Genomic DNA, 22,156 nt, shown 5'->3' with positions numbered 1-22,156 from the left:
GAGAAGGGAGAGGGGGTGTATCTCTTCTCCCTTTTTGCTAGGCTGGAAGCAAAGTAAATTTTTGTAACGAGGTGTTACTGCTGTGGCTAAAGTCGAAATCTATACGTGGTCCCGTTGTCCTTTTTGTATTCGGGCAAAGCAATTGCTGACGCGCAAAGGAGTGAAGTTTACGGAGTACGTCATTGATGGAGATGAAGCTGCCCGTAGTGCGATGGCAAAACGAGCCCATGGCCGGCGATCGGTACCGCAGATTTTTATTGACAATGAACACATTGGTGGCTGTGACGATCTCTATGCCCTGGAGGCTCAAGGAAAATTGGATGCCCTGTTGCAAGAGGTCGCTTAGTGGATATTGCCTTTATTATTGACCCGATCGCCAGCCTTGACCCCGGCCACGATACCAGTGTGGCCTTGATGGAGGCTGCACAAGCGGCAGGGGCACGGGTGTGGGTAACGGAAATTTCCCAACTGCTGATCCAAGAAGGTCAGGTATGGGCGGCGCTGACCCCGATCCGGTTGTCGCCAGTGCAACTGGTGGATGGCCAGTGGCAGATTCCCCAACCTTGGTTTCAGCCGGGCGCAGTCGCATGGCGCCCCCTCAATACCTTCCGAGCAGTGTGGATGCGCAAGGATCCGCCCGTCAACGCCGCCTATCTCTATGCCACCTACTGTCTTGATTTAGTCGATCCCCAAACCACCCTTGTCCTCAACTCGCCAGCGGGGCTACGCCATGCCAATGAAAAGATGTATGCTCTGCAATTTACCAGTGTGATTCCCAAGACCATTGTGACTGCAGACAAGCAGCGCATCCGTGAATTTGTGCAGCAGCAGGGCATGGCGGTGCTCAAACCCTTGGGGGGCAAAGGGGGCGAAGGCATTCTCTTTTTGCAGGCGGGCGATCGCAACCTCAACTCCATGATTGAAATCAGTACCCAACGGGGACAACTGCCTGTGATGCTGCAGGAATACCTACCCGCGGCTAAGGATGGGGACAAACGGATTATTCTCCTCAACGGCCAGCCGATCGGTGCCGTTAATCGGATTCCCACAGGGGATGAATTTCGGGGCAATATGGCCGCGGGTGGGCGCGTGGCAGCCGCAGAGATTACGGAGCGCGATCGCCAGATTTGTCAAACCCTCGCTCCTGCCCTTCAACGCGATGGCCTCTATTTTGTTGGCATTGATGTTATCGGCGGCTACTTAACAGAAGTGAATGTGACTAGCCCCACTGGTGTTCGCGAAATTGATCGCCTCAATGGGACTTGCCTCGCTCAACAGGTGATGACTTGGCTATTCAGTTAATGTTCCATTCATTCAATTCTCTGGATCAGATGGAAATGTTTTTGCAGCAATTGTGCTAACTGCATAGGAGGCTTAGGGAATTCAGGTATAGGTTGAATAGGGTAAATTTTTGCCAATAGAGTTCCTAGATGCGGACCGTTTAACAAGTTGGAGCTTTGGCTGCGGGACAAATCCAGATTGTCAACTCTAATGATTTAAGGATTAACTGTGGCTACTCCCCTAAGCAGTAAATGCCTAGATTGTGTGAGCTATTATGGTCTATTATCTGAATTCTACCCCCGTGAAATCAGTGAAATTGAGGTCAGTTGCAATAGTTTCCAACAGTTCGCGAGTTTTAGCTATAGGGATTAAGGCCCTTTTTACAGGAGCCAGCCTCTTAAGCAAAACTGCTGTACTGAGTCTGCTACTTTTCCCTATAATGGGTAATCTACGTTGTTTAGCATATCTATGAGTCGCGGCACGCTCTTCGATAAGGTTTGGGAACAGCACACAGTAGCTACACTGCCTTCAGGGCAAACTCAACTGTTTATTGGCCTGCACCTGATCCACGAAGTGACGAGTCCCCAAGCCTTTGCCATGCTGCGGGAGCGAGGGTTGCCAGTGCTCTATCCCCAGCGAACGATAGCGACTGTGGATCACATTGTGCCTACAGATACGCTGGCGCGTCCTCTCCAAGACGCCCTTGCCGAAGAGATGCTGCAAGCCCTTGAGGCGAATTGCCGTGCCCACAATATTCCCTTTTTTGGGATTGGCTCCGGTCGTCAGGGCATTGTCCATGTCATTGCCCCGGAACAGGGGTTAACGCAACCCGGGATGACAATTGCCTGCGGCGATAGCCACACCTCTACCCACGGTGCTTTTGGGGCGATCGCCTTCGGTATTGGCACCAGTCAAGTGCGGGATGTTTTGGCCACCCAGACCCTTGCTCTCAATAAGCTGAAGGTTCGCAAAGTGGAAGTCAATGGCTCCCTTGGGGCTGGCGTCTATGCCAAAGATGTCATCCTGCACGTTATTCGCCACCTGGGTGTCAAAGGGGGTGTTGGCTATGCCTATGAATTTGCCGGTACCACCTTTGGCCAACTTTCAATGGAGGAACGCATGACCGTCTGCAATATGGCCATTGAGGGAGGTGCCCGCTGCGGCTATGTCAACCCCGATGAAACCACCTTTGCCTACCTCAGGGGACGCCCTTTTGCCCCCCAAGGAAAAGCCTGGGACGAAGCGGTGGCATGGTGGCGATCGCTAGCCAGTGATGCGGATGCTGAATACGATGATGTTGTTACATTTGCGGCTGCTGATATTGCACCGACGGTGACCTGGGGCATTACCCCCGGCCAGAGCGTTGCGGTGGATGGAACCTTGCCCACCCTAGAGAGCTTGCCCGAAGCAGAACGGGCGATCGCTGCAGAAGCCTATGCCTACATGGATCTCCAACCAGGTCAGCCCATTCAAGGAACCAAGATTGATGTCTGCTTTATCGGCAGTTGTACCAATGGGCGCATCAGTGACCTGCGGCAGGCGGCCAAAGTTGTCGAAGGGCGCAAAGTCAAACCCGGTGTCAAAGCCTTCGTTGTCCCCGGTTCAGAACGAGTGAAAGCCCAAGCCGAAGCTGAAGGCCTAGATGTCATTTTCAAAGCCGCAGGGTTTGAATGGCGCAACCCTGGCTGTTCAATGTGCCTTGCCATGAACCCCGACAAGCTGCAAGGGCGTCAAATCAGCGCCTCCTCCTCCAATCGCAACTTCAAAGGACGCCAAGGCTCTCCCAGCGGGCGCACTCTCCTCATGAGTCCGGCGATGGTGGCAGCAGCGGCAATTGCCGGTGAAGTTACCGATGTGCGAGCGTTCCTTTAGACTCCTGCTGAATTCCCGAGCAGCCCCTTTGCGCTCACTGTTTTGTCAAGGCAGTTCCTCAGAGAGGAGAGACTATAGAGAAATAGTCTCGTCTAGGATCATCATCTAGGATCATCATAATGTGATGTTCGATGTTCTAGACGAGGCGTTCCTATGAAGGTGTTACAGAGTGTGCTGGGTACTCTAGTTTTGGGTGTGGCCTCTGCCCTGCCGGCTGCCGCTGAAACCCTGATTTCCGATAGCGGTCTGACCCGCATTGATAACTATCAGTTCAGCCACGCCCCCGGAGATGTCTTGACCTACACCACAAAGGTCAATGGGCGACTTTATGAGGGCACAATTACCCTAACGGCAATCGGCAATGGATTTGTGCGTGGCTTTTTTAGCGATCGCGATCTAGGGGGTAATTTTGGCTGTAGTGGTGAAGTCACCATTCAATGGGTGCGTACCGATCGCTATATTTCCGTCTGGCGCATTGGTGGCACCTATGCTCCGTACCTGCGGTGTCCACAGGCGGGAACCACGGCTCGCTTAAATATGCGCCGTTATCCCTGAGGGGGAGTGCCAACTGGTGGGCAGTCTCCTCGACAAATAATTAATAAATTAATAATTAGTAACATTCAACTGCGATCATGAATTAAAATAAGTTTTGGCACCTTTGGTGCTGGCAGGGAGAAGTTTTCAAGAATGATCATTGACGAATTTGAGCACTTTACCGAATTATTGGTGAACTACACCGATGATCTGATTTGCTTGCACGCAACCGATGGCAACTACCTATACGTGACTCCCTCCAGTCAAACCCTTTTGGGCTATTCTCCTGAAGAACTGATTGGTAAAAATCCCTATACCCTGTTTCACCCTGAGGATGCTGAGCGAATTCGCAGTGGCGCCCACGCCCTCGCCCTAAAGGGCAGCGCCAATTTGACAGAAACCTATCGCATGCGGAAAAAAAGTGGTGGCTATGTTTGGTTAGAAACCTTCATTCAACCCATTTGTGATGAAGCGGGAAATGTTTTATTTTTAGTGACAACATCGCGGGATATTACGCGTCGCTGTCAACTGGAACTAGAACTCAAAGCGAATCAGAAACTCTTAGAAGCCTTTTTTCAGCAGTCCCTTGAGGCCTGCTTTTTCATGATGTTGGATCAGCCTATTCGCTGGGATGACACGGTCAATAAAGAAGACATATTGGAGTATGTCTTTGATCATCAGCGGATTACCCGCGTCAACAATGCCTTTGCCCAGCAGTATCAATTGCCCCCCCAAGAGTTAATTGGCCGAACACCGCGCCTTTGCTTTAAGGAAGATCTGGAACTGGCTAAACGCTTGTGGCGAGCCCTCTTTGATTTGGGCTACTTTCACACTGAACTTGAGTTGCACCGCCACGATGGTAGCTCTTTTTGGATGGAAGGGAGTTACGTTTGTCTGTACAACGAAAATCGGGAAATTATTGGCCACTTTGGTGTGCAGCGGGACATTAGCGATCGCATCCGTCTGCAGGCGGAAATTGTCCAAAAGACAGCTGAACTAGAGTATTTCTTTGGCTCTTCCCTAGAGCTATTTATGATCGCCGATAGTGAGGGACGGCTGCGGCGGGTGAATCAACATTGGCAAACCTGCCTAGGCTATGACCTACATCAGGTGATGGGGGCAAAGTTTGAGGAATTTCTGCATCCGGGCGATCGCTCCCGCCATCGAGAAATGCAGCAACGTCTCCTTGCCGGCGAGCAAATCACGAACCACACGATTCGCCTGCGCACGCAGCGGGGAGACTACCGCTGGTATGAATGGCAAGGACTGCTGAGCCAGGGTCGAATTTACGCAGCGGCGCGGGATGTGACTGAGCAGCAGCAATTTGGCGATCGCCTGCAAGCGGCCTACAGCCAAGTGAGTGACATTTTAGAGAGCATGTCCGATCACTTCTTTGAGGTCGATCATGATTTTACGGTTATTTATGTCAATGGCAATCTCTGCCGCTTGGTGGGCAAATCCGCCTCACAAATGCTAGGAAAAAACCTCTGGGAGCTCTTCCCCGATGCCCGCAACTCGATTTTTGAGGAGCAATGTCAGCGGGCAATGACACAGCAGACTCCGGTCCAATTTGAAGCCTTTTATGAGGGGCTCAACCAGTGGTTCGCCGTACGGGTATTTCCCACCAGCCGTGGTTTGGCCATTTTCTGCCAAAATATTACACTGCAAGTGGACTCCAGTACCTTGTTGCAGCGGCGGCAAACTCAAGCCGAACTCCTGCATCGTCTGACCATCAAAATCCGCCGCTCATTAGATGTAGAAACCGTCCTCAAAACCGCCCTAGAAGAAATCCGCCAGCTCTTGAACGTAGATCGCACCGTCATTTTCCAGTTCTACGCTGACGGCAGAGGGGAAGTGGTGGCCGAGTCCGTTGCAGCACCCCAGTTTTCCCTCCTCAACCGTACATTTTGTGATCCTTGTTTTCAACGGGAGGCTGCCGAAGCCTACCTGCAAGGGCGAGTGCTGGCGCTTGCGGACATTAACACCGCCACAATGGCTCAGTGTCACCGCGACTTTCTCAACCAATTGCAGGTGCGTGCCCTCTTAGCAGTACCGATTATTGAGGAGGAACGCCTCTGGGGATTATTTCTGTGCCACCACTGCTCTTCGCCGCGGCCTTGGGCCAATGACGAGGTGGAACTGATCCGCCAACTGGGGGAACAACTGGGCTTTGGTATTCACCGTGCTGAATTAGTGAGTGCGCTACATCAGGAAAAAGAGCGCTATCGGCGGGTTCTCGAGGCGCAGACAGAACTGCTCTACCGCTGCACGCCTGAGGGACATCTGACCTTTGGCAATCCCGCTTTCTTTCGCTATCTGGCTGAAGTGGGCGTGAGTTGTGATCTGGGGGAGGTCCTCCAACATCCCTTTGATCCTGTAACCCAGCAACGCTTTCAACAGCATCTGCAAACCCTTAGCCCAACGCAGCCCATCAGCACCATTGAATGCGCTGTGACATTAAGTACAGAAGGAAGTACAGGACAGCTTGCCTGGTTTGAATGGACAACACGTGCCTTTTTTGATCACCATGGGCGCTGTGTGGAGTATCAATGTGTGGGGCATGATATTACCCGCCGCAAACAAATGGAGGAGCAGCTCATTCACGATGCTCTCCACGATCCCCTGACGGGACTTCCCAACCGTACCCTCCTCCAGGAGCGATTGCAGCATTGTTGGCGACAATATCAACGCCGTGGCGATCGCCCCTTTGCTGTTGTTTTCATTGATATTGATCGCTTTAAGCGCGTTAACGATAGCTTGGGACACCAAGCCGGTGACCAGGTACTCATCACCCTTGCCCAGCGAATGCAGAGTGTGGTGCGTGAGGGGGATACCTTAGCTCACCTGAGTGGGGATGAATTTGTGGTCCTCTGTGAAGACCTTGATTCTCAACAGATGGTGGCACAAGTGCAAGCGCGGATTGCTGACCTAGAGCGGGTAATTCAGGAACCCCTGATCATTGATGGTCACTTGTTAAGCCTGAGTGCCAGTATTGGTGTGGCCTTTAGCGATCGCGAGGCCGCCTCTGCTGCTACCCTCCTGCGGGATGCTGACATTGCCATGTACCAAGCAAAAAAACAGGGACTGGGGCAGTGTCGCATCTTTGACCCGCAAATGCACACCCAAGCCCAAAGTTGCTTTACCCTTGAGAGCCAACTGCATCAGGCGATCGCCAACAGTGAGTTACAGGTGTATTTCCAGCCCATTGTTGAGATGAATACGGGGGCAATTGTAGGACTTGAGGCCCTCAGCCGATGGTTTGACCCCGAAAAAGGTGAAATTCCTCCCAGTGAATTTATCACCCTGGCGGAGCAGGCAGGTCTCATCGTTAGCCTTGGCCGGCAGGTCCTTGAACGCGCGATCCAGGAATTCAGCCAGTGGCGGCAACAGGACAGCCGTCGCCAGACCATGACCCTGGGTATTAATATCTCGCCTCAACAACTGGTGGATGCCAACTTTGTCGGTGATATTTTGGCGGTGCTGCGCAGTGCCCAATTGCCCCCCCATCTCCTCCATCTGGAGATTACTGAAACGACAATGATCCGCAACCTTGAAGCCACATTGCAGGTGGCCGAGGAACTGCAACAACTGGGGGTTGCCCTCAACATTGATGATTTTGGCACAGGTTATTCCTCCCTGAGTCGGTTGCATCAGTTACCCATCCACGCCCTGAAAATTGATCGCTCCTTTGTCCAGAGCTTAGAGGAAAGCCGAGCGGCACAGGAAATTATTGGTGCCGTGATTGCCCTAGGCAAGAGTCTACGTTTAGATGTGGTTGCAGAAGGCGTGGAAACGGCGGTTCAAGCCGCCCAATTGATGGATCTCGGCTGTCTGTATGGCCAAGGGTACTTCTTCTATCCGCCCTTGCCCATTGATCGCCTGCCTTAGGATTTGCTGCTGGTATCCTCATGGGGAAGAAAGGGGAGGCTTTCCCACCAACTTTGATAGTTTTTGGTGATTTCCTGCCACCAGTCGGCGGGCTGCTGCAGGGCCTGTTGCAGGCGATCGCGCTCCTGTTCGAGGCGTTGAAGATTCATCTCCAGTTGGTGATAGGTGGCTTCTAGGGTGGTGAGTTGATCATTGAGGCTTTGGTGCTGCTGTTGCCAGTAATCGCGCTCTGCTCGTAAGTGTTGATTTTCCGCGGTTATTGCCTGAAGTTGCTGCTGGAGTTGAGTGCAGTAATTTTGTAGCCGTGCCAATTCGGCTTCAAGGGTGGCGTTTTGGGACGGATGCCGTCGCGATCGCAGAATCGTCCACAGCAGAATCAGCGTGGCCACTACGCCGTAGCTAGCCAGTACCCAGGTCCCCTGTGCAGATAATGCCGCCCACACCATGATGCATCCTAGGAAATGGATACCGCTAAGGGGGGAGCGATCGCCTCTGCAAGATATTGCCGCAGCACCATCGCTAACCAATCCACATCGGCAGCGGTGGTCTCTCGCCCCAAGGTAATACGAATTCCTGCTTTGGCGGTTTCAGGATCGTAGCCCATGGCCAAGAGGGTTGGACTTGGTTGGGTTTGGCCACTTTGACAGGCGGATCCCGCACTAATGCCAATCCCTGCCAGGTTGAGTTGCCGGACAAAGGTTTTGCCATTCAAGGGCTGGCCGTGGCGATCGCGCACAATCAAACTCAAGTGATGGGGCAGTCGCTGCCAGGGATGTCCCGTTTGTTCCACTTGGGGATGATTCTGTAACTGCTGCCACAGGCGATCGCGCAATTGAGCAAGGCGCATTGGTTCTATTGCTAGTTCAGTGGCTGCCCACGCCGCCGCTACCCCAAAACCCACGAGGGTCGGCACTGCCTGCGTTCCTGCCCGCAGGCCAAATTCTTGTCCACCGCCGCGCAAGAGCGGTTCTAAGGCCACCCCCGATCGCACATAGAGCGCCCCCGCCCCCTGAGGGCCGTAAATTTTATGACTAGACAGGGAGAGTAAATCTACCCCCAAGCTTCGCACATCCAAGGGAACTCGTCCCGCCACTTGAACCGCATCTGTGTGGAAAAGCACCCCTCCCTCTTGGCAAATGGCTGCGAGTTCAGTAATGGGTTGGAGGGTGCCCACCTCACTTTGGCCGTAGATAATGGAGACCAAAACCGTATTCGGTTGAAGTGCCTGCCGCAGTTGAGCAGGTTCCACCTGTCCCCAGTGATTCACCGGCAAGCGCGTCACCTGCCAGCCTTGGGCTTCAAGGGCAGCAGCCGGTTTAGCCACCGCCGAATGCTCAACCGCCGAAATAATTAAATGCTGAGGTTGGCGGTAGCGCTGGCAAACTCCCCACAGGGCAAGATTATCGGCTTCTGTGCCCCCAGAGGTAAAGATGATCTCATCGGCTTGGGCATGAATCAGTGCCGCCACCTGCATCCGCGCCTGTTCCAGGGCGATCGCCGCCCGTTGTCCCCACTCGTGAGTACTGGACGGATTGCCCCACTGCTGCTCATAGGCCGCCGCCATGGCCGCAAGAGCCTCCGCTCGACAGGGGGTCGTTGCACCATAGTCGAAATACAGTTGCATGGGCCGGAGCAGCTCCCAGAAACCAGTGGTGGAACTGTCTTAAAACTCAGTCCCTTAAGCCCATTGTAACTGATGATTCCCTAGCTCCTTTTTGCTGCCAAAGCGCTGATTTTAGGAAATAACGCTTAGCATCAGCAACAGCTGGTAGAAACCTTTGCAGGGTTGCCTCAGACCCTATCCTGGTCTTGATCATGGTCTTGCAGGTATTGATATCCCTTTTCAGAGATCTCCCAGGTGCCATAGGGGCTGCCGCTCTTGAGAAGACCCTTTTTGACCATGTCGTTCCTTGCCCATCGAGCCGTATCTCGCCAACACGGCTCGTTACCGGAAGGGACGGGCTGAAGGTCCGCCTCTGTCAGGATTTCTTGCACCTCCTCGTATACTTCCTCAAGCACATCTGCAGTCCTGCCAGAACCGCCACGACGAGCAAGGACACGCAGGATCGGCCGGTAGTACTCACGCTCCGGTGTGCGCTTACCGCGGGGCAGCCGACCCAAATTGCCACGGCTCTTCTTTAAATTGTTCTGTGTCACCTCGATATGCCTCCAACTTGAAGGTTTCCAACCAGAACCTGCCTCACGATCGGTCTTTAGAAGAGGACATTTAGGGTGGACCAATCCACTTGGGGATAGAGGCGTTCCAGTTCCCCTAGGCAGGTAAACTTTTGCTGTCGCCGTCGCTCTAAAATCGCATTGGCTGTGGTGGCGTCAATTCCTAATTTTTGTTGCATCTGTTGGCGAGTAGCACGGTTGATGGCGATCGCCGGCCGACTGTTTGGATCGGGAGCAACGGCTTGCGCCTCAAGGGGCCCTAGGGTTGCATCCAAAGTGTCTGTATTAGCCGCAGCAGGACTGTCCTGATGGCTAGAGGGCATTTCCTCGCCGATCTGGCCATCGCGGGGAATCGCGTAGTGGAGAAAATCCCGCGCCAAGCGGGTATTGGGGAAAATGGCCTGTGCTTCTGCCAAAAGATCTTCCACCTGCACAGGGTTGCCGGGGGCGTAGCGGGCGCTAAAGTGGGTGAGGAAAAGCAATTTCACTTGGGCAAAAGCTGCTACCTGCGCCGCCATGGTGGATGTGGAGTGGAGACGGGCAAAGGCCAGATTCGCTTCCTGGTGGGAAAAGGTGGCTTCGTGAATGAGGACATCCGCCTGCTGGGACAATTCCACAGCACTATCACAAAAGACGGTATCGGTACAATAGACCATACTGCGTCCTCGCTGCGGCGGATCGCAGAAGTCGCGACCATCAAAGGTGCGGCCATCCTCTAAAGTGATGGTTTTTCCCTGCTTGAGTTGACCATATAGAGGGCCAAAGGGAATCCCCAGGGCTTGGGCTTTTTCCACATGAAACCGACCGGGGCGATCCCCCTCAGTCACCCGGTAGCCAAAGGCGGGAACGCGATGATGCAGCAGCCGACAGGTGACGGTAAACTCACCATCGCTAAAGACTTCCCCCGGCTCTACCGTATGCACTTGCAACTTGTAGGGCAGTCGCATCACTGACCAGCGCAAACAACTGGCAATGTAGCGATCTAAGGTCGGTGGGCCATAGACATCAATTTGACTCACCGTTCCCGCAAGGCCACAACTGGCCAGCAAGCCCATTAGGCCAAAGATGTGATCGCCGTGCATGTGGGTAATGAAAATCCGGCGAATCTGACTGGTTCGCAGGTCGCTGCGCAGCAATTGGTGCTGGGTGGCTTCACCGCAGTCAAAGAGCCAAATTTCCTTGCGTTGGGGCAGCCGCAGAGCCACACTGGAAACATTGCGTGTGCGGGTGGGCACCCCAGAACTAGTGCCTAGAAATGTAATTTCCACGCTTAGTTGTCTAGGAGTTGCAGATCATCAAAACGGATTTCCACAGTGCTGGTTTGGCCATTTTCATGGGTGTGCACCACCTGCCGACTCATGAGATAGTAGTTGCCCACGGGTACATAGGTATCCTCAAACGCCATTTGCCGCACCACTTCGTTCGTCTGGGGATTGCGGAAGACAGCCACATAGTTGGTGGAAATGTAGCCTGAGCCGGTGTCAAGGGCTTCCTGATGGGTAATGGCAAAGGCGACCCGGCCCATGACACGGCTAACGTAGACAATTTGATTGTCCCTGACTTTGTAGTTGGAGCCCATGGCATCGCCACTGACGAGGATCTCCACAGCACCGCTAGCATCGGTTTGGCCAATTTGAAACGTGTTTTTACCGTGGGCTGCCTCAAAACTGTTGCGTTTGCGGTGAACAATCACATCCCGTAGTTGATTGTAGAGGGATTCCCGGATATGTTCATCTTCGATCCCGCTTACCTCAACGCTGTAGTCACGGCTAACTTTGACCTGCCCTTGGTAGGTGCGATCGCCCTCAATGAGTGTGACCTTTGCCGTAAAGCCGGGAAAATTTTCATCCCATGTGTAACGATTTTCGTAGGCAGCGCGAAAGAGCGCCTGCGCATCAAGGGCCTGTGTTGCTGGCATCGGTGCATCCTCGGTAACAGTTACTGTGTTTTAAGATAACTGATTCTCACCCCCCTTGACGGCCACGTATATCTAGTGTTCACTAGGGTTAAATCACAGCGTACTACACTAGATGTATAACCCCTAGGGGATCGTTCTCCTTTTTGACTGGACAGAAACACTATGGTGGCACAACTCTCGGTTTCCGCTTCTGAGGCAAGCTTGCCCCTAACCTATGGCATTGAGGGAGTGGTGCAGGTGTTTACCTGTCCGCAGCGGCACTTTTTCACCACAGTCATGGCCCAGGCGTTGCGGGTTGCTGCCCAGGGCAGTGAGGTTATGATTGTTCAATTCCTCAAGGGCGGCATTCAAATGGGGGTCGAGCACCCGATTCAGTTGGGGCAGCATCTCACTTGGTGGCGACCGGCGCTGCAACGCTGTTTAGGCCAAGGAGATTCGATCACTCCCCAAGAAAAGGCAGCAGTGCGTGAGCTGTGGCAGCATTTGCAAACCAAAGTGCAGGAGGGACAGCACCGTTTGGTGGTTTTAGATGAGGTAAGTGTGGCCATGCAACTGGGGGTGCTCACTGAAGGGGAGGTACTGGACTTTCTCAAGAATCGGCCACGCACCCTCGATGTCATGTTGACGGGGCCTGAAATGCCAGAATCGCTGCTGGCGATCGCTGACCAAATTACACAGTTACGTCGTTTGATTTAGGTGGAATGATTTAGGTCTAATTGAGGGGGGCAGAAACGGTTTCTAACCACTCGAGCAGATACTCATTCACCAAGTCGGGTTGCTCCTGCTGCACAAAGTGGCCACAGTGGTCCAAGTATTGAATTTTCAGTTCCTTAACGTAGGCTTCCGTGCCGTAGGTCAGTTCAATGCCCAAGATGGGGTCTTGGCGCCCCCAGAGCATCAGCGTTGGTATGTCGAGTACGCCCCACTCGCGACTGTAAAGACTTTGTAACCCCGCACGGTAGTAGTTGAGCATTCCCGATAGAGCACCCCGCTGAGCCGCGGCATCCTGATAGCGGGCAATGTCCAGGGGGCGGATGGCCTGCTGGTTCACAGCTGCCCAGCGAAAGATTTGGGCGATCGCCCCATAGCCTCCCCACTCCAAGAGTATCTCTGGTAGCCACGGCAGCTGAAAGAGCAGCATATAACTACTGCGCAACCATTGCTCAAAACTCAACTGTTGAAACTTGGCAGGATGGGGGCAAGCCAGCACACTCAGGGTTTGAATCCGCTCAGGTGCGGCATAGGCAACCCCCCAGGCAACCATTCCCCCCCAATCGTGCCCCACCAAGTGGCAGCGCCGATAGCCAAGGCCGTCAAGGACACCGACAATGTCAAGAATTAATTCATCAAGAACATAGCTAGCGGTATCTTGGGGTTTATCGCTGAGATGATAGCCCCGCAAATCTAGGGCAACGACTTTGTGTTTTTCCGCCAATACCGGAATTTGATGTCGCCAAGAGTACCAAAACTCTGGAAAACCATGGAGCAGTAGCACCAACTCCCCCTCTCCTTGGGTGACATAGTGCAGACGAATACCATTGGAGACAATAAACTTATGGATCCACGGGCCTTCAATCATATGCATCTTGGGGGCTGGCACTTTCCACTATACCCAAGGAAACCCTGAAGGAGGGTGTTGCCGCAGCCTCAAGAATAAAACCCCCAGCTGGAATGCGCCGTGGGGGTAATATGTGACCTAAGGAGTCGGAATGCTCCTCGTATAGGGGCAAAGCTGACAATTCCTACCAACTTAATAGGCAAGGGTTTCGAGCGCCTGACGCAGGTAAGCGGTAACGCAAGCATCAAGATCCGTGGGCTGCTCAATAACAACACTCGCCTGCTTTTCGCTCAGCCAGCGCTGAAAACCCGAGCTGTGGGCGATCGCTCGCTTTAGGGAGTTCCAAACCTCGGCGGAGGCTTGCGGGTTGGGAACCGTAACACTTTCCATAGATACTCTCCTAGTCGGTTTGGAGTGAGCGGAAGGAATCAGTTATGGTTCTACGATAGCTTAGGAAACTCCCCCCGTCTGTATGGAATGTTACGATTTATTTCACAATTTAGCTAAGAATGAGCTAAGAATCAAAAAAAGACGCGGTGTTGTAGGCAAGGCATCTGTTGACGCACTTGCTCGAGGCGGCTGGGTTCAATGGCCGCAATGGCGAGGCCGGGGCGATCGCCCGCATCGGCGAGGATGGTTCCCCAAGGATCCACAATCAGTGCATGGCCGTGGGTTTGCCGCCGTGCATAGTGAATCCCCGTCTGGGCCGGGGCAATCACATAACAGGTATTTTCGATTGCCCGAGCCTGCAGTAGAACTTGCCAGTGATCCTTACCCGTGAAGGCAGTAAAGGCAGCTGGCACAAACAACACCGTTGCCCCCGCTTGAGAGAGGGCACGGTAAAGTTCTGGAAAGCGGACATCATAGCACACCGACAAGCCAATATTGCCCAGTTCCTTACTGGGATAGACCGAGGGCAACTGCCGTCCAGCAAGCACTGTGCCCGATTCGTGGTAAATATTGCCATCGGGCAAATCGACATCAAATAAATGCACCTTTTGGTAGCGGCTCAATTCTTCCCCCGTCGGCCCAATCAATACCGCTGTGTTATAGACCTTGCCTGCCGTTGCCGGCACCGGGTAGCCACCCCCCACCAGCGTAATCTGAAATCGCTGGGCCATTCGTTTCAAAAAGGCCTCAGTCCGCTCAGCGATCGCTGCCGCTTGGGCAACCTTCTCGCGATCGTCACCCAGAAAGGAAAAATTTTCTGGCAACCCAATCAGTTCTGCCCCTTGTTGCACCGCCAATTCAATGAGTTCTTCTGCCTGAGCCAAATTGGCTTCAAGATTGGGTTGGCTCGTCATTTGGACTGCGGCAGCGAGATAGGATTTCATGCCCGTTGCAAAAAAGACAGCAACCCCTCATTCTAGCGCTGCAATCTGCCTAGGGCAAGTTTAGCGAGAACGCAGGTTCCGCAAGATCGGATTGCGTTGGGTAGGGAGCTGATGCTCATGGGCAGTGCGATAGGCCCAAAAGACATAGCCGGCAATAAAGAGGTTCAACAGCACGACTAGCAGGAGCTTGGTACTGCTAATGGGATGCAAGCGTGGCGTTTTTTGGGGTAGAAATTGGAGGGCCATGGCTGCGCTCAGAACGCAACAGTTCCAGAGTCCACCATCATTAGTCGTTGCTCAGTCTCAATTTGTCTCATTTTGTCTCAATTTGTCTTCTGTGACCAACAATGGCGAAGTTCCGGTTGCCTCTACCATAGATGCTCCCTCAGGCACAACCCCGCATCTGAAATGTCTTTTAATAGTCGATCATAAAACTATATTATTTATTATTCTCAGACATGCTAAGGTACCCCTAAAAAGCCATCCGCCCCCCAGGAAGGCCTCGGGAGCGGTCTGGTGGTTATCGTGAGTATCAACTCCTAGGAGAAACGACCTCCTAGATGCTGATTTAAAATCAACAGATGGAGAACAACTCTTCCCTAGAGCTGAGGAACTCCAAAACGACGACCCAAGCGTTTACTACTATCTGCCATGGGCATCACCTCCATCTCCCTAAACGGTAACTTGCAAAACAACTGACTTTAGGATAGCACACTCAAACGGTGTTGTGGCAAGCGCTGGGCAAAATTAGCATGGCATCGCCAAAGGAATAGAAGCGGTACTGGCGATCGATGGCCTGTTGGTACAACTGCAGCAACCGTTCACGGCCAATAAAGGCACTGACAAGCATCATCAAGCTAGAGCGGGGCAGATGAAAGTTGGTAATGAACCCCTCGACAATCTTGGGCTGATACCCCGGATAAATATAGAGATCGCTCTTGCCGCAAAAGGGCTGAAGGGTGCCTGACTGGGCAGCTGTTTCTAGGGAGCGAATAACGGTGGTGCCGACGGCAATGATTCGCCCCCCGGCGGCTTTGGCCGCCTGAATCCGTTCGACGGTGGCAGCCGGTACCTCAATCCATTCTTCGTGGAGATGGTGGTGACGAATATCCTTGGCCTCCACAGGACGAAAGGTGCCAATGCCCACATGGAGCGTTAGAAAACAGTGATCAATGCCGCGATAGGCCAACTTGCTAAAGAGTTCGGGAGTAAAATGCAAGCCAGCGGTTGGCGCAGCCACGGCACCGGGACGGCGGGCATAGACGGTTTGGTACTGCTCAGTATCCGCAATGGGATGATCAATGTAGGGAGGTAAGGGCACTTCCCCCAGGTGATCCAGGTATGACCACAGGCGATCGCCCGGCGGCAGGTCGAATTCAATCACCCGTCCTCGGGTTTCCTCATCAATGGCCTGTACCGTTGCTTGCAGCGAGCCGATTTGAATCACTGCCCCAGGGCGCAATTTTCGACCGGGTTTTACCAAGGCCAACCACTGGCGATCGCTCAACTCTTCAAGGAGAAACACCTCAACGGTGCCGCCGGCGCCGCCCACTTTTTGACCCATCAGCCGCGCTGGAATCACCCGCGTATCATTGAGCACCAGCAGATCCCCTGGCTCTAACAGTTGCGGTAGCTCATAGAAGTAGTGATCTGCGGCTGTGTTGCGGGTCACCACCATCAGGCGGGAGCGATCGCGGGGGGAAACCGGCTGTTGGGCAATCCGCTCCGCCGGCAAGGAATAGTCGTAGGCATCGAGGGAAAAATCCGCAGGGTTAGGCATCACTTGGGGGCGATCAACGGTGAGGATGAGGGCTTTTCTACAGTATTAGACCGATTCATAGAAGTCATAACAGCCAGAAAGCTAAAGGCAGCAGTGGCAACACCCACAGCAATCAGCAGGAGCAGCCACCCCTGGGAACCAAGTTTATGGACTTGCTGCAGTTGGGGTTGAGGGGATTCCAGAACTTGGGAAACCGTCAGATTGAGTTCTGATGGCTCGGGTGGAGGGACGTAGCCCATTGTAATGTCTGTCACCTCTGGCAGCTCCCCTTGACAGACAATGTCGCTATAGTCCAAGTCAAGGACACCGGCTGTATTCTTTACCCGACAGTGAATCAGCACCACCGTTACATTGTCATGGCCATTGAGGCGATTGGCAAGATCAATCAGTTGTTCAGCAGCAGCAGTAAGGGAAACCCGACCTTGGAGTACAGGCAGCAGGTACTGTCGCCAGTAGGTTTCCACGCGGTTAAAGTCGCTGAGACCGTCGGAACACAGCAGCAGAATTCCCTCTTCATCCAGCAAAAAGCGCTCAACCGTGGGGTGGAGATGCTGGGAGGGTGCCATGCCCAAAGCTTGCACCAAGGAGCCACCATAGGGCAACTCCAGGGCTTGATGGTAGGTACTCATTCCCAAGCGCACATCGCGGCTGGCCACATCGTCATCGAGGGTGAGTTGGTAGCAGCCCCAGCGGTTGATCCAGTAGGCGCGGCTGTCCCCAATGTGGGCAAGGTAAAGATGGGCGTGTTCAATCAGGGCACCGACAACCGTGGTTCCCATGCGCTGGCGCTCGTGGCGCTGCTCCGTATCATTGCGTTGATTGATCGCATCATTAGTGGCGTGAATGGCTGTTTGAATCGCTTGCTCCACTGTGGCGGGAGGGGTCTCTAGAAGATTAAGGGATTTGAGGGTTTCCGCCAGGATGTCAATGGCCAAGCCTGAGGCCACATCGCCGCCTTCATGGCCCCCCACACCATCGCACACCAAGGCCAAAACCCGTGACTGATCGGCAAGGTCAGTCTGGGGCAAGCACTTATCCTCATTGCGACTGCGACTAGGCCCCTGGTCGGAGCGGCTGGCAATATCGTAGTGGTACTCATAACCAAGGTCATCGAGAGCCTGTTGAAAGAGGACCTCTAGGGTTTGGCGCACAGATTCAGGGGCGGCTTCCCGAGGATCCTGCATTTGTTGACACAGGATTGTGAAGGCCTGCTGAAAGTTTTCCCCTTGATCGGTAAAGTTGAAATGGGTTTGCCAGAATTGGCCAAGGTCAGCCAAAGTAGGATTATTGCCTGCTTGCAGTTGCAGAAGCCGCACCAGGGAACCCTCGGCTCGCAAAAGCTGGGGATTGAGGAGTGTGAGAGCTACATTTTCTGCCACCAGCGCTGGCCAAAGGGAGATGATTTGCCATAACCAGTTGAGGCGGCGCACTAAATTGGCTTTGTCCCAGATGGTGGTGAGGGGAGCGGCATGGGTCAGGCCGGGGACAACTTTGGCATCGGCAATGTCAATGCAACTGACGGGGGCATGCTCAAGGAGCAACAGTTCTCCTTCTGGGAGGGAAAGCGCGCCAAAGAGTTCTGGAACATGGGGACGCTTGGGAAATAGACGTAGGTAGGGACGGTAAAGTTGGGCAGTATTGTCCACACTGGGGGCTGGCTCCCCCGGCAATAAGTCCAAGAGCAAGTGTTTGCCTTGCACCAAGTAGCGATCGCCCACCAGCTCACCGACGCTATAGTGATCCAAAGCGGAGCCAATGGCCCACAAATAGCGTTTTAGGAGTGGCACCTGACAGTGGTGACACTCAACTTGGTGAATGGAATTGGCTGTGCCACACTCCGGGCAAATAAGATTAGGGGCAGGTGGATTCATCGCTTCAATCCTGAGATGGCCGCCGCAGTCATAATCACCCGCAGCAGGTATGCATCAAGTTACTGAGCCAGTCATTCGCTAGTTCATAGCAGCGGCAAATAGCATACATTCCAATTCCCTATCCTAGCCTTTCTGCGGCAACAGCGGAATTGTGGGTCAAGCCTATAGGTGCCTACCGCAGCCCCCAGGATAGAATTGAATAAAGCCAATCTTTAGGCAAGGGCATCAAAACCAGGGGTGCAAATTTTTGTGAATTTTAATGTTATTTGCTACAGCGCTTATCAATAAACGCATAAATCATAAATAAAGTCTTAAGGAATCATCGAGTTGAGAGGGATAGACTATGGAGCAATTGAGTTCAGGCTTAAATTTGCAAGCCTTAGTGCAAACGCACTTTGTTTCAATTGCTCCAGGGGATTCCTTCAATAACATTCTCCAAGGCTTACAGGAAAGTCAGGGTTCTGGCCTTGTTGTAGAGGAGCAGGGGCAGTTTCGGGGATTGATCACCCAACGGGAAGTGATCCGCGCCCTTGGCAAGGGCTACTCTCCCCAGGAGATAACTGCTGAGCGGATCATGCTGCCATCGGACTACTGTTTGAGCCTCAAGGATCTGGATCATCTCCTGGGGGTTCTCGGGCGTTTTCGTCATCTGGGCGTGGATGCCCTGGCAGTGGTCAATGACTCTCAAGGGGTTGAAGGACTGCTGACCCGCCAAGCGCTGCGTGAGCGCTTGCGCCCTGCGGATCTGCTGCGGATCAAGCGGGTAGTGGAGGTGATGGTATCTGATGTGGCCACTATTACGGCTGAGGCTTCGTTACAGGAGGCAGTTGTTCTGATGAGCGAACGGGGTGTCACCAGTTTGGTGGTTCCTGAGGAAACATCCTCTGGTGTGCTGCCGCGCGGCATTATTACGGAAAAGGATATTTTTCAGGCACTGCATAGCCAAGGGGGAGTGCTCACAGGAACCGTCGGCAGTATTATGTCCCAGCCCGTGCTGACCGTCAAGCCCGATCAAAGTTTGTGGCAGGTGAATCATTTGCTCCAGGAGCATCAAGTGCGTCGCGTCGTGGTTGTGGACGATGATGGCCACATGGTAGGAATTGTGACCCAGAGCAATCTTTTGGCGGCCATTGACATCACTGAGGCTCAAGGGGTGATTCAGGTGCTAACACAGGAACTCAGCAAGGCAACGGCGGAACTGCGCTGGCAACTGTCGCGGCAACAGGCAATTACGGCGGCAATTACGGAGAGTGAACAGCGCTATAACACCCTCATTAGTCACTTACCTGTTGCCCTCTATCGGCGCGATCGCGATCGCCTGTGGCAATTCAACTATGTCAGCGACCAAATTTACCAGCTCACGGGTTACTTTCCCCAAGATTTACCCGACTGGCGGCAAATTGTCCCACCTCCGGATCTGATCCTGGCTGAACGGGAGATTGAGCAGGCCATTCAGCAACAGCGGGCCTACAGTACCACCTACCGCATTCGACATCGGGATGGCTGTTTCCGCTACTTGAGCGATCGCGGGCAGTTTGACCCCTACAGTCAAATGCTCCATGGCGTCCTTGTGGATGTATCGGATCAAAAGCGTACAGAGGAGCGATTAAAAACTTCCCTAGAGCGGGAAATGATTGTCAGCACCATCATTCAGGACATTCGCCAGTCCATTCGCCTAGAGGAGATTTTGCAGCGGGCGGTAACCAGCATCCAACAACTGCTGCTGAGCGATCGCGTGCTGATTTACCGCTTTTTAGCGGATGGCAGTGGTATAGTTGCCGTGGAGGCCACCGCCCTACCCCAGTACTCAATTTTGGGTCGAGTGATCCACGATCCGTGTTTTACCAAAGAAACAGCGCAGCGGTTTTTGGAAGGGCGCACGCTGACCATTAGCGATGTCAACCAAGCGCAACTCCAGGATTGCTATCGTGAGTTACTGACTAGCTTGCAGGTGCAGGCCAATCTGGTGGTGCCCCTGCTGCAGGGCCAGAACCTGTGGGGACTCCTCATTGCTCACCATTGTCGCAGCCCTCGCCTGTGGCAGCGGGAGGAGTTGTTCCTACTGCAGCGGATTGCTGAACCCTTGACGGTGGCCCTACAACAGGCGGAGATGTACGAAGCCCTAGAACAGGCCAATGCCAATCTCCAGCAAATGGTGTATATTGACAGTCTCACGGATATTGGCAATCGCCGCTGTTTTGATGAATTATTCCCAAAGGAATGGCGACGCTGCCAACGGGCGCAAAAACCCTTAAGTTTAATCATGGTGGATATTGATTGTTTTAAGGCCTACAACGACCACTACGGTCATTTGCAGGGGGATGAGATTCTCAAGCAGGTGGCACAAATTTTGGAAAGCCATTTACAGCGGGCGGGGGATTTGGCCACCCGCTTTGGCGGGGAAGAGTTTGCTCTGATCCTACCCGATACCGATCACAGGGGAGCTATTCATATTGCTGAGAATATCCAAGCAGCACTGGCTGCAGCCAATATCACCCATGCAAAAAGTACAGTGGGGCCGAAACTAACGGCCAGTTTTGGGATTGCGACAACCGTCCCTAGCCCTGACCATACCCCAGAAATGCTCTTGCATCTGGCGGATCAGTGTCTCTATGAAGCAAAAACCCGCGGGCGCGATCGCTGGGTGGCTAAGGAGCTATAGCTGGGTGAGGGGTAGATAAATTCGTAGCCACGCTCCCCCATAGTCAGGATGATTGGCCGCTTCGATATAGCCCCCATGGCACTCAACAATTTGGCGGGCAATGGCTAACCCCAAACCGCTGCCACTGCCCACAGGAGGTAGCTGCCCTTCATGATCCGTGGGAATGACAAAGCGATGCCGCCGTGGCTGTGCCCGATAAAACCGCTCAAAGACATAGGGTAAGTCCTTGGGGGGAAAACCACTGCCAGTATCAATGACTTCGAGACAGAGATACCCCCCCTCGCGATCGCTCAGGAGCCGCGTCAGGACTTGACCGCCTACAGGGCCGTGTTTAATGGCGTTGTCGTAAAGATTCATCAGTAGGCGCAACAGTTGCGATTCATTCCCCCAGTAGGGAGCTTTGTCTGGACCGCTGTACTCGTGCTGGATGTTTTTGTTCTGGGCTAAGGGAGCAAGGCATTGCCAAGCGGTGCGAATGACTTGCACCAGATCCAGAGGGTGCCGCTCCAAACTATCGGCAGGAGTATGGCTGAGGCGGTTGAGTTCCAGAAGTTCTTGCACTAGGAGGGTAAGGCGAATAATTTCTGCGAGGAGGCGATCGACCCAGTGCTGCAGGGACTCCGGTACCCGCTGCTGCAGGGTTTCAGTTACCAGGCGCAGCGAAGTGAGGGGCGTTTTCAGTTCATGGGCCACATCTGCTGCCCAGCGATCGCGCTCATCCCGCAGCCGCACGACCTCTTCGCAGTCCTCAATAAATACCCCCACATGTCCTTCCTCAAGGAAGAGTCCCCGTGCCCGCAGGGGTTTGCGCTTGGTTTGCCCTACTGGTGTGATGTAAGCGTAAAGCCATTCCTGCTCTGTTATGGTTTGCTCTTGGCGCACCTCCTCAATGAGACAGTCCAGTTCATAGGAGCGCACCAGTTCTAGAAAAAGGCGGCCTTCAGGAGACCTTAAGCCAAAAAGCGATCGCGCCGCTTCGTTGCAGCAGACCACACAGTTGGCCTCATCCACCTCCAAATAGGCAATGGGGGCATATTCAAGGATCGTTTGATAGCGCTGGATTTTCTGACGGCAGCGTGCCTGTTCCTGAAGTTGTTGGCTGAGGAGGGTTTGTAAGCGTTGCCACGGTGAGGACTTGAAAGGACGGGCAGCATACTGTTCGAGGAGCGTCTCCACAGCATGGCGCATTTGTCGCCACTGCCAGAACCAAACCATTAGCCCCAACAGCAGACCAACCCCAAAAAAGATCAACTCCATGCGTGAATGCCAGAATTGTCTCTATT

19 protein-coding genes are annotated in these 22,156 nt (G+C 53.5%); 7 read left to right on the top strand and 12 right to left on the bottom strand.

Annotated elements, in window-relative coordinates:
- Positions 1 to 82 precede the first annotated feature (82 nt).
- The 5 genes from grxC (at position 83) to IGQ16_RS02055 (ending at position 7,575) form a co-directional block, all read left to right on the top strand.
- Complete coding sequence (gene grxC, locus IGQ16_RS02075; protein WP_024125835.1) at positions 83 to 346, top strand: glutaredoxin 3; 264 nt, start codon at positions 83 to 85, stop codon at positions 344 to 346.
- Positions 346 to 1,302 (top strand): glutathione synthase, encoded by a 957-nt coding sequence (gene gshB, locus IGQ16_RS02070; protein WP_297060070.1) that lies wholly within the window; start codon positions 346 to 348, stop codon positions 1,300 to 1,302. Before grxC ends, gshB begins: the two co-directional genes overlap by 1 nt.
- Before the next feature lie 447 nt (positions 1,303 to 1,749).
- Positions 1,750 to 3,153 (top strand): 3-isopropylmalate dehydratase large subunit, encoded by a 1,404-nt coding sequence (leuC, locus tag IGQ16_RS02065; protein WP_024125837.1) that lies wholly within the window; start codon positions 1,750 to 1,752, stop codon positions 3,151 to 3,153.
- Between the two features lie 153 nt (positions 3,154 to 3,306).
- A complete protein-coding gene (locus IGQ16_RS02060; protein ID WP_024125838.1) occupies positions 3,307 to 3,708 on the top strand; it encodes a hypothetical protein in 402 nt (133 codons plus the stop codon).
- 132 nt (positions 3,709 to 3,840) lie between these two features.
- Positions 3,841 to 7,575, top strand: coding sequence for an EAL domain-containing protein (locus IGQ16_RS02055; protein WP_297060067.1), 3,735 nt, complete (start codon positions 3,841 to 3,843; stop codon positions 7,573 to 7,575).
- Here the strand turns inward: IGQ16_RS02055 and IGQ16_RS02050 are convergent.
- The 5 genes from IGQ16_RS02050 to IGQ16_RS02035 all read right to left on the bottom strand — a co-directional run bounded on the left by IGQ16_RS02050 (position 7,572) and on the right by IGQ16_RS02035 (position 11,668).
- Positions 7,572 to 8,021, bottom strand: coding sequence for a hypothetical protein (locus IGQ16_RS02050; protein WP_297060065.1), 450 nt, complete (start codon positions 8,019 to 8,021; stop codon positions 7,572 to 7,574). The genes IGQ16_RS02055 and IGQ16_RS02050 overlap by 4 nt on opposite strands.
- 8 nt (positions 8,022 to 8,029) lie before the next feature.
- Complete coding sequence (locus IGQ16_RS02045) at positions 8,030 to 9,199, bottom strand: cysteine desulfurase family protein (protein WP_297060064.1); 1,170 nt, start codon at positions 9,197 to 9,199, stop codon at positions 8,030 to 8,032.
- A gap of 167 nt (positions 9,200 to 9,366) precedes the next feature.
- Positions 9,367 to 9,732: a winged helix-turn-helix domain-containing protein gene (locus IGQ16_RS11705; protein ID WP_367116107.1), complete on the bottom strand. Its 366-nt coding sequence runs from the start codon at positions 9,730 to 9,732 to the stop codon at positions 9,367 to 9,369.
- 56 nt (positions 9,733 to 9,788) lie between these two features.
- Positions 9,789 to 11,018: a ribonuclease Z gene (locus tag IGQ16_RS02040; RefSeq protein WP_367116106.1), complete on the bottom strand. Its 1,230-nt coding sequence runs from the start codon at positions 11,016 to 11,018 to the stop codon at positions 9,789 to 9,791.
- Positions 11,019 to 11,020: 2 nt separating this feature from the next.
- Complete coding sequence (locus tag IGQ16_RS02035) at positions 11,021 to 11,668, bottom strand: DUF3386 domain-containing protein (protein ID WP_024125843.1); 648 nt, start codon at positions 11,666 to 11,668, stop codon at positions 11,021 to 11,023.
- 162 nt (positions 11,669 to 11,830) lie between these two features.
- Here IGQ16_RS02035 and IGQ16_RS02030 point away from each other — a divergent pair, with 162 nt between their 5' ends.
- A complete protein-coding gene (locus tag IGQ16_RS02030) occupies positions 11,831 to 12,364 on the top strand; it encodes a P-loop NTPase family protein (RefSeq protein ID WP_024125844.1) in 534 nt (177 codons plus the stop codon).
- A 16-nt stretch (positions 12,365 to 12,380) separates the two neighbouring features.
- Here the strand turns inward: IGQ16_RS02030 and IGQ16_RS02025 are convergent, their stop codons facing one another.
- The 6 genes from IGQ16_RS02025 to IGQ16_RS02000 all read right to left on the bottom strand — a co-directional run bounded on the left by IGQ16_RS02025 (position 12,381) and on the right by IGQ16_RS02000 (position 18,211).
- Positions 12,381 to 13,253 (bottom strand): alpha/beta hydrolase, encoded by an 873-nt coding sequence (locus IGQ16_RS02025; protein WP_041429295.1) that lies wholly within the window; start codon positions 13,251 to 13,253, stop codon positions 12,381 to 12,383.
- Positions 13,254 to 13,418: 165 nt separating this feature from the next.
- Positions 13,419 to 13,616 carry a hypothetical protein gene (locus IGQ16_RS02020; RefSeq protein ID WP_024125846.1) on the bottom strand — a complete coding sequence of 66 codons (198 nt, stop codon included), beginning with the start codon at positions 13,614 to 13,616 and terminating at the stop codon, positions 13,419 to 13,421.
- Positions 13,617 to 13,747: 131 nt separating this feature from the next.
- The gene (locus IGQ16_RS02015; RefSeq protein WP_024125847.1) at positions 13,748 to 14,560 is read right to left on the bottom strand and encodes a carbon-nitrogen hydrolase family protein; all 813 of its coding nucleotides are present in this window, start codon (positions 14,558 to 14,560) and stop codon (positions 13,748 to 13,750) included.
- A gap of 60 nt (positions 14,561 to 14,620) precedes the next feature.
- A complete protein-coding gene (locus IGQ16_RS02010) occupies positions 14,621 to 14,806 on the bottom strand; it encodes a hypothetical protein (protein WP_024125848.1) in 186 nt (61 codons plus the stop codon).
- A gap of 469 nt (positions 14,807 to 15,275) precedes the next feature.
- Positions 15,276 to 16,340, bottom strand: a complete 1,065-nt coding sequence (gene queA / locus IGQ16_RS02005) for a tRNA preQ1(34) S-adenosylmethionine ribosyltransferase-isomerase QueA (protein WP_024125849.1) — start codon at positions 16,338 to 16,340, stop codon at positions 15,276 to 15,278.
- Positions 16,340 to 18,211: a PP2C family serine/threonine-protein phosphatase gene (locus IGQ16_RS02000; protein WP_297060062.1), complete on the bottom strand. Its 1,872-nt coding sequence runs from the start codon at positions 18,209 to 18,211 to the stop codon at positions 16,340 to 16,342. The genes queA and IGQ16_RS02000 overlap by 1 nt, the downstream gene beginning before the upstream one ends.
- Before the next feature lie 343 nt (positions 18,212 to 18,554).
- Here IGQ16_RS02000 and IGQ16_RS01995 point away from each other — a divergent pair, with 343 nt between their 5' ends.
- Positions 18,555 to 20,873, top strand: coding sequence for a diguanylate cyclase (locus IGQ16_RS01995; protein ID WP_297060059.1), 2,319 nt, complete (start codon positions 18,555 to 18,557; stop codon positions 20,871 to 20,873).
- On the opposite strand, the gene IGQ16_RS01990 is transcribed toward IGQ16_RS01995, so the two are convergent.
- Positions 20,868 to 22,130, bottom strand: coding sequence for a PAS domain-containing sensor histidine kinase (locus tag IGQ16_RS01990; RefSeq protein ID WP_297041898.1), 1,263 nt, complete (start codon positions 22,128 to 22,130; stop codon positions 20,868 to 20,870). The two genes, IGQ16_RS01995 and IGQ16_RS01990, sit on opposite strands and share 6 nt — an antisense overlap.
- Positions 22,131 to 22,156: the final 26 nt, after the last annotated feature.

It is taken from the genome of Thermosynechococcus sp. M3746_W2019_013 (assembly GCF_015296045.1).
Lineage (GTDB): Bacteria > Cyanobacteriota > Cyanobacteriia > Thermosynechococcales > Thermosynechococcaceae > Thermosynechococcus.
This window is presented reverse-complemented; position numbering and strand designations above follow the sequence as displayed.

Coding starts and splice junctions, on each gene's coding strand:
- IGQ16_RS02055 (WP_297060067.1), top strand. CDS start 3,841: ATGATCATTGACGAATTTGAGCACTTTACCGAATTATTGGTGAACTAC.
- queA (WP_024125849.1), bottom strand. CDS start 16,340: ATGCCTAACCCTGCGGATTTTTCCCTCGATGCCTACGACTATTCCTTG.
- IGQ16_RS02020 (WP_024125846.1), bottom strand. CDS start 13,616: ATGGAAAGTGTTACGGTTCCCAACCCGCAAGCCTCCGCCGAGGTTTGG.
- IGQ16_RS02050 (WP_297060065.1), bottom strand. CDS start 8,021: ATGGTGTGGGCGGCATTATCTGCACAGGGGACCTGGGTACTGGCTAGC.
- IGQ16_RS02045 (WP_297060064.1), bottom strand. CDS start 9,199: ATGCAACTGTATTTCGACTATGGTGCAACGACCCCCTGTCGAGCGGAG.
- IGQ16_RS02010 (WP_024125848.1), bottom strand. CDS start 14,806: ATGGCCCTCCAATTTCTACCCCAAAAAACGCCACGCTTGCATCCCATT.
- IGQ16_RS01990 (WP_297041898.1), bottom strand. CDS start 22,130: ATGGAGTTGATCTTTTTTGGGGTTGGTCTGCTGTTGGGGCTAATGGTT.
- leuC (WP_024125837.1), top strand. CDS start 1,750: ATGAGTCGCGGCACGCTCTTCGATAAGGTTTGGGAACAGCACACAGTA.
- IGQ16_RS02030 (WP_024125844.1), top strand. CDS start 11,831: ATGGTGGCACAACTCTCGGTTTCCGCTTCTGAGGCAAGCTTGCCCCTA.
- IGQ16_RS02035 (WP_024125843.1), bottom strand. CDS start 11,668: ATGCCAGCAACACAGGCCCTTGATGCGCAGGCGCTCTTTCGCGCTGCC.
- IGQ16_RS02000 (WP_297060062.1), bottom strand. CDS start 18,211: ATGAATCCACCTGCCCCTAATCTTATTTGCCCGGAGTGTGGCACAGCC.
- IGQ16_RS02015 (WP_024125847.1), bottom strand. CDS start 14,560: ATGAAATCCTATCTCGCTGCCGCAGTCCAAATGACGAGCCAACCCAAT.
- IGQ16_RS02025 (WP_041429295.1), bottom strand. CDS start 13,253: ATGCATATGATTGAAGGCCCGTGGATCCATAAGTTTATTGTCTCCAAT.
- IGQ16_RS01995 (WP_297060059.1), top strand. CDS start 18,555: ATGGAGCAATTGAGTTCAGGCTTAAATTTGCAAGCCTTAGTGCAAACG.
- IGQ16_RS02060 (WP_024125838.1), top strand. CDS start 3,307: ATGAAGGTGTTACAGAGTGTGCTGGGTACTCTAGTTTTGGGTGTGGCC.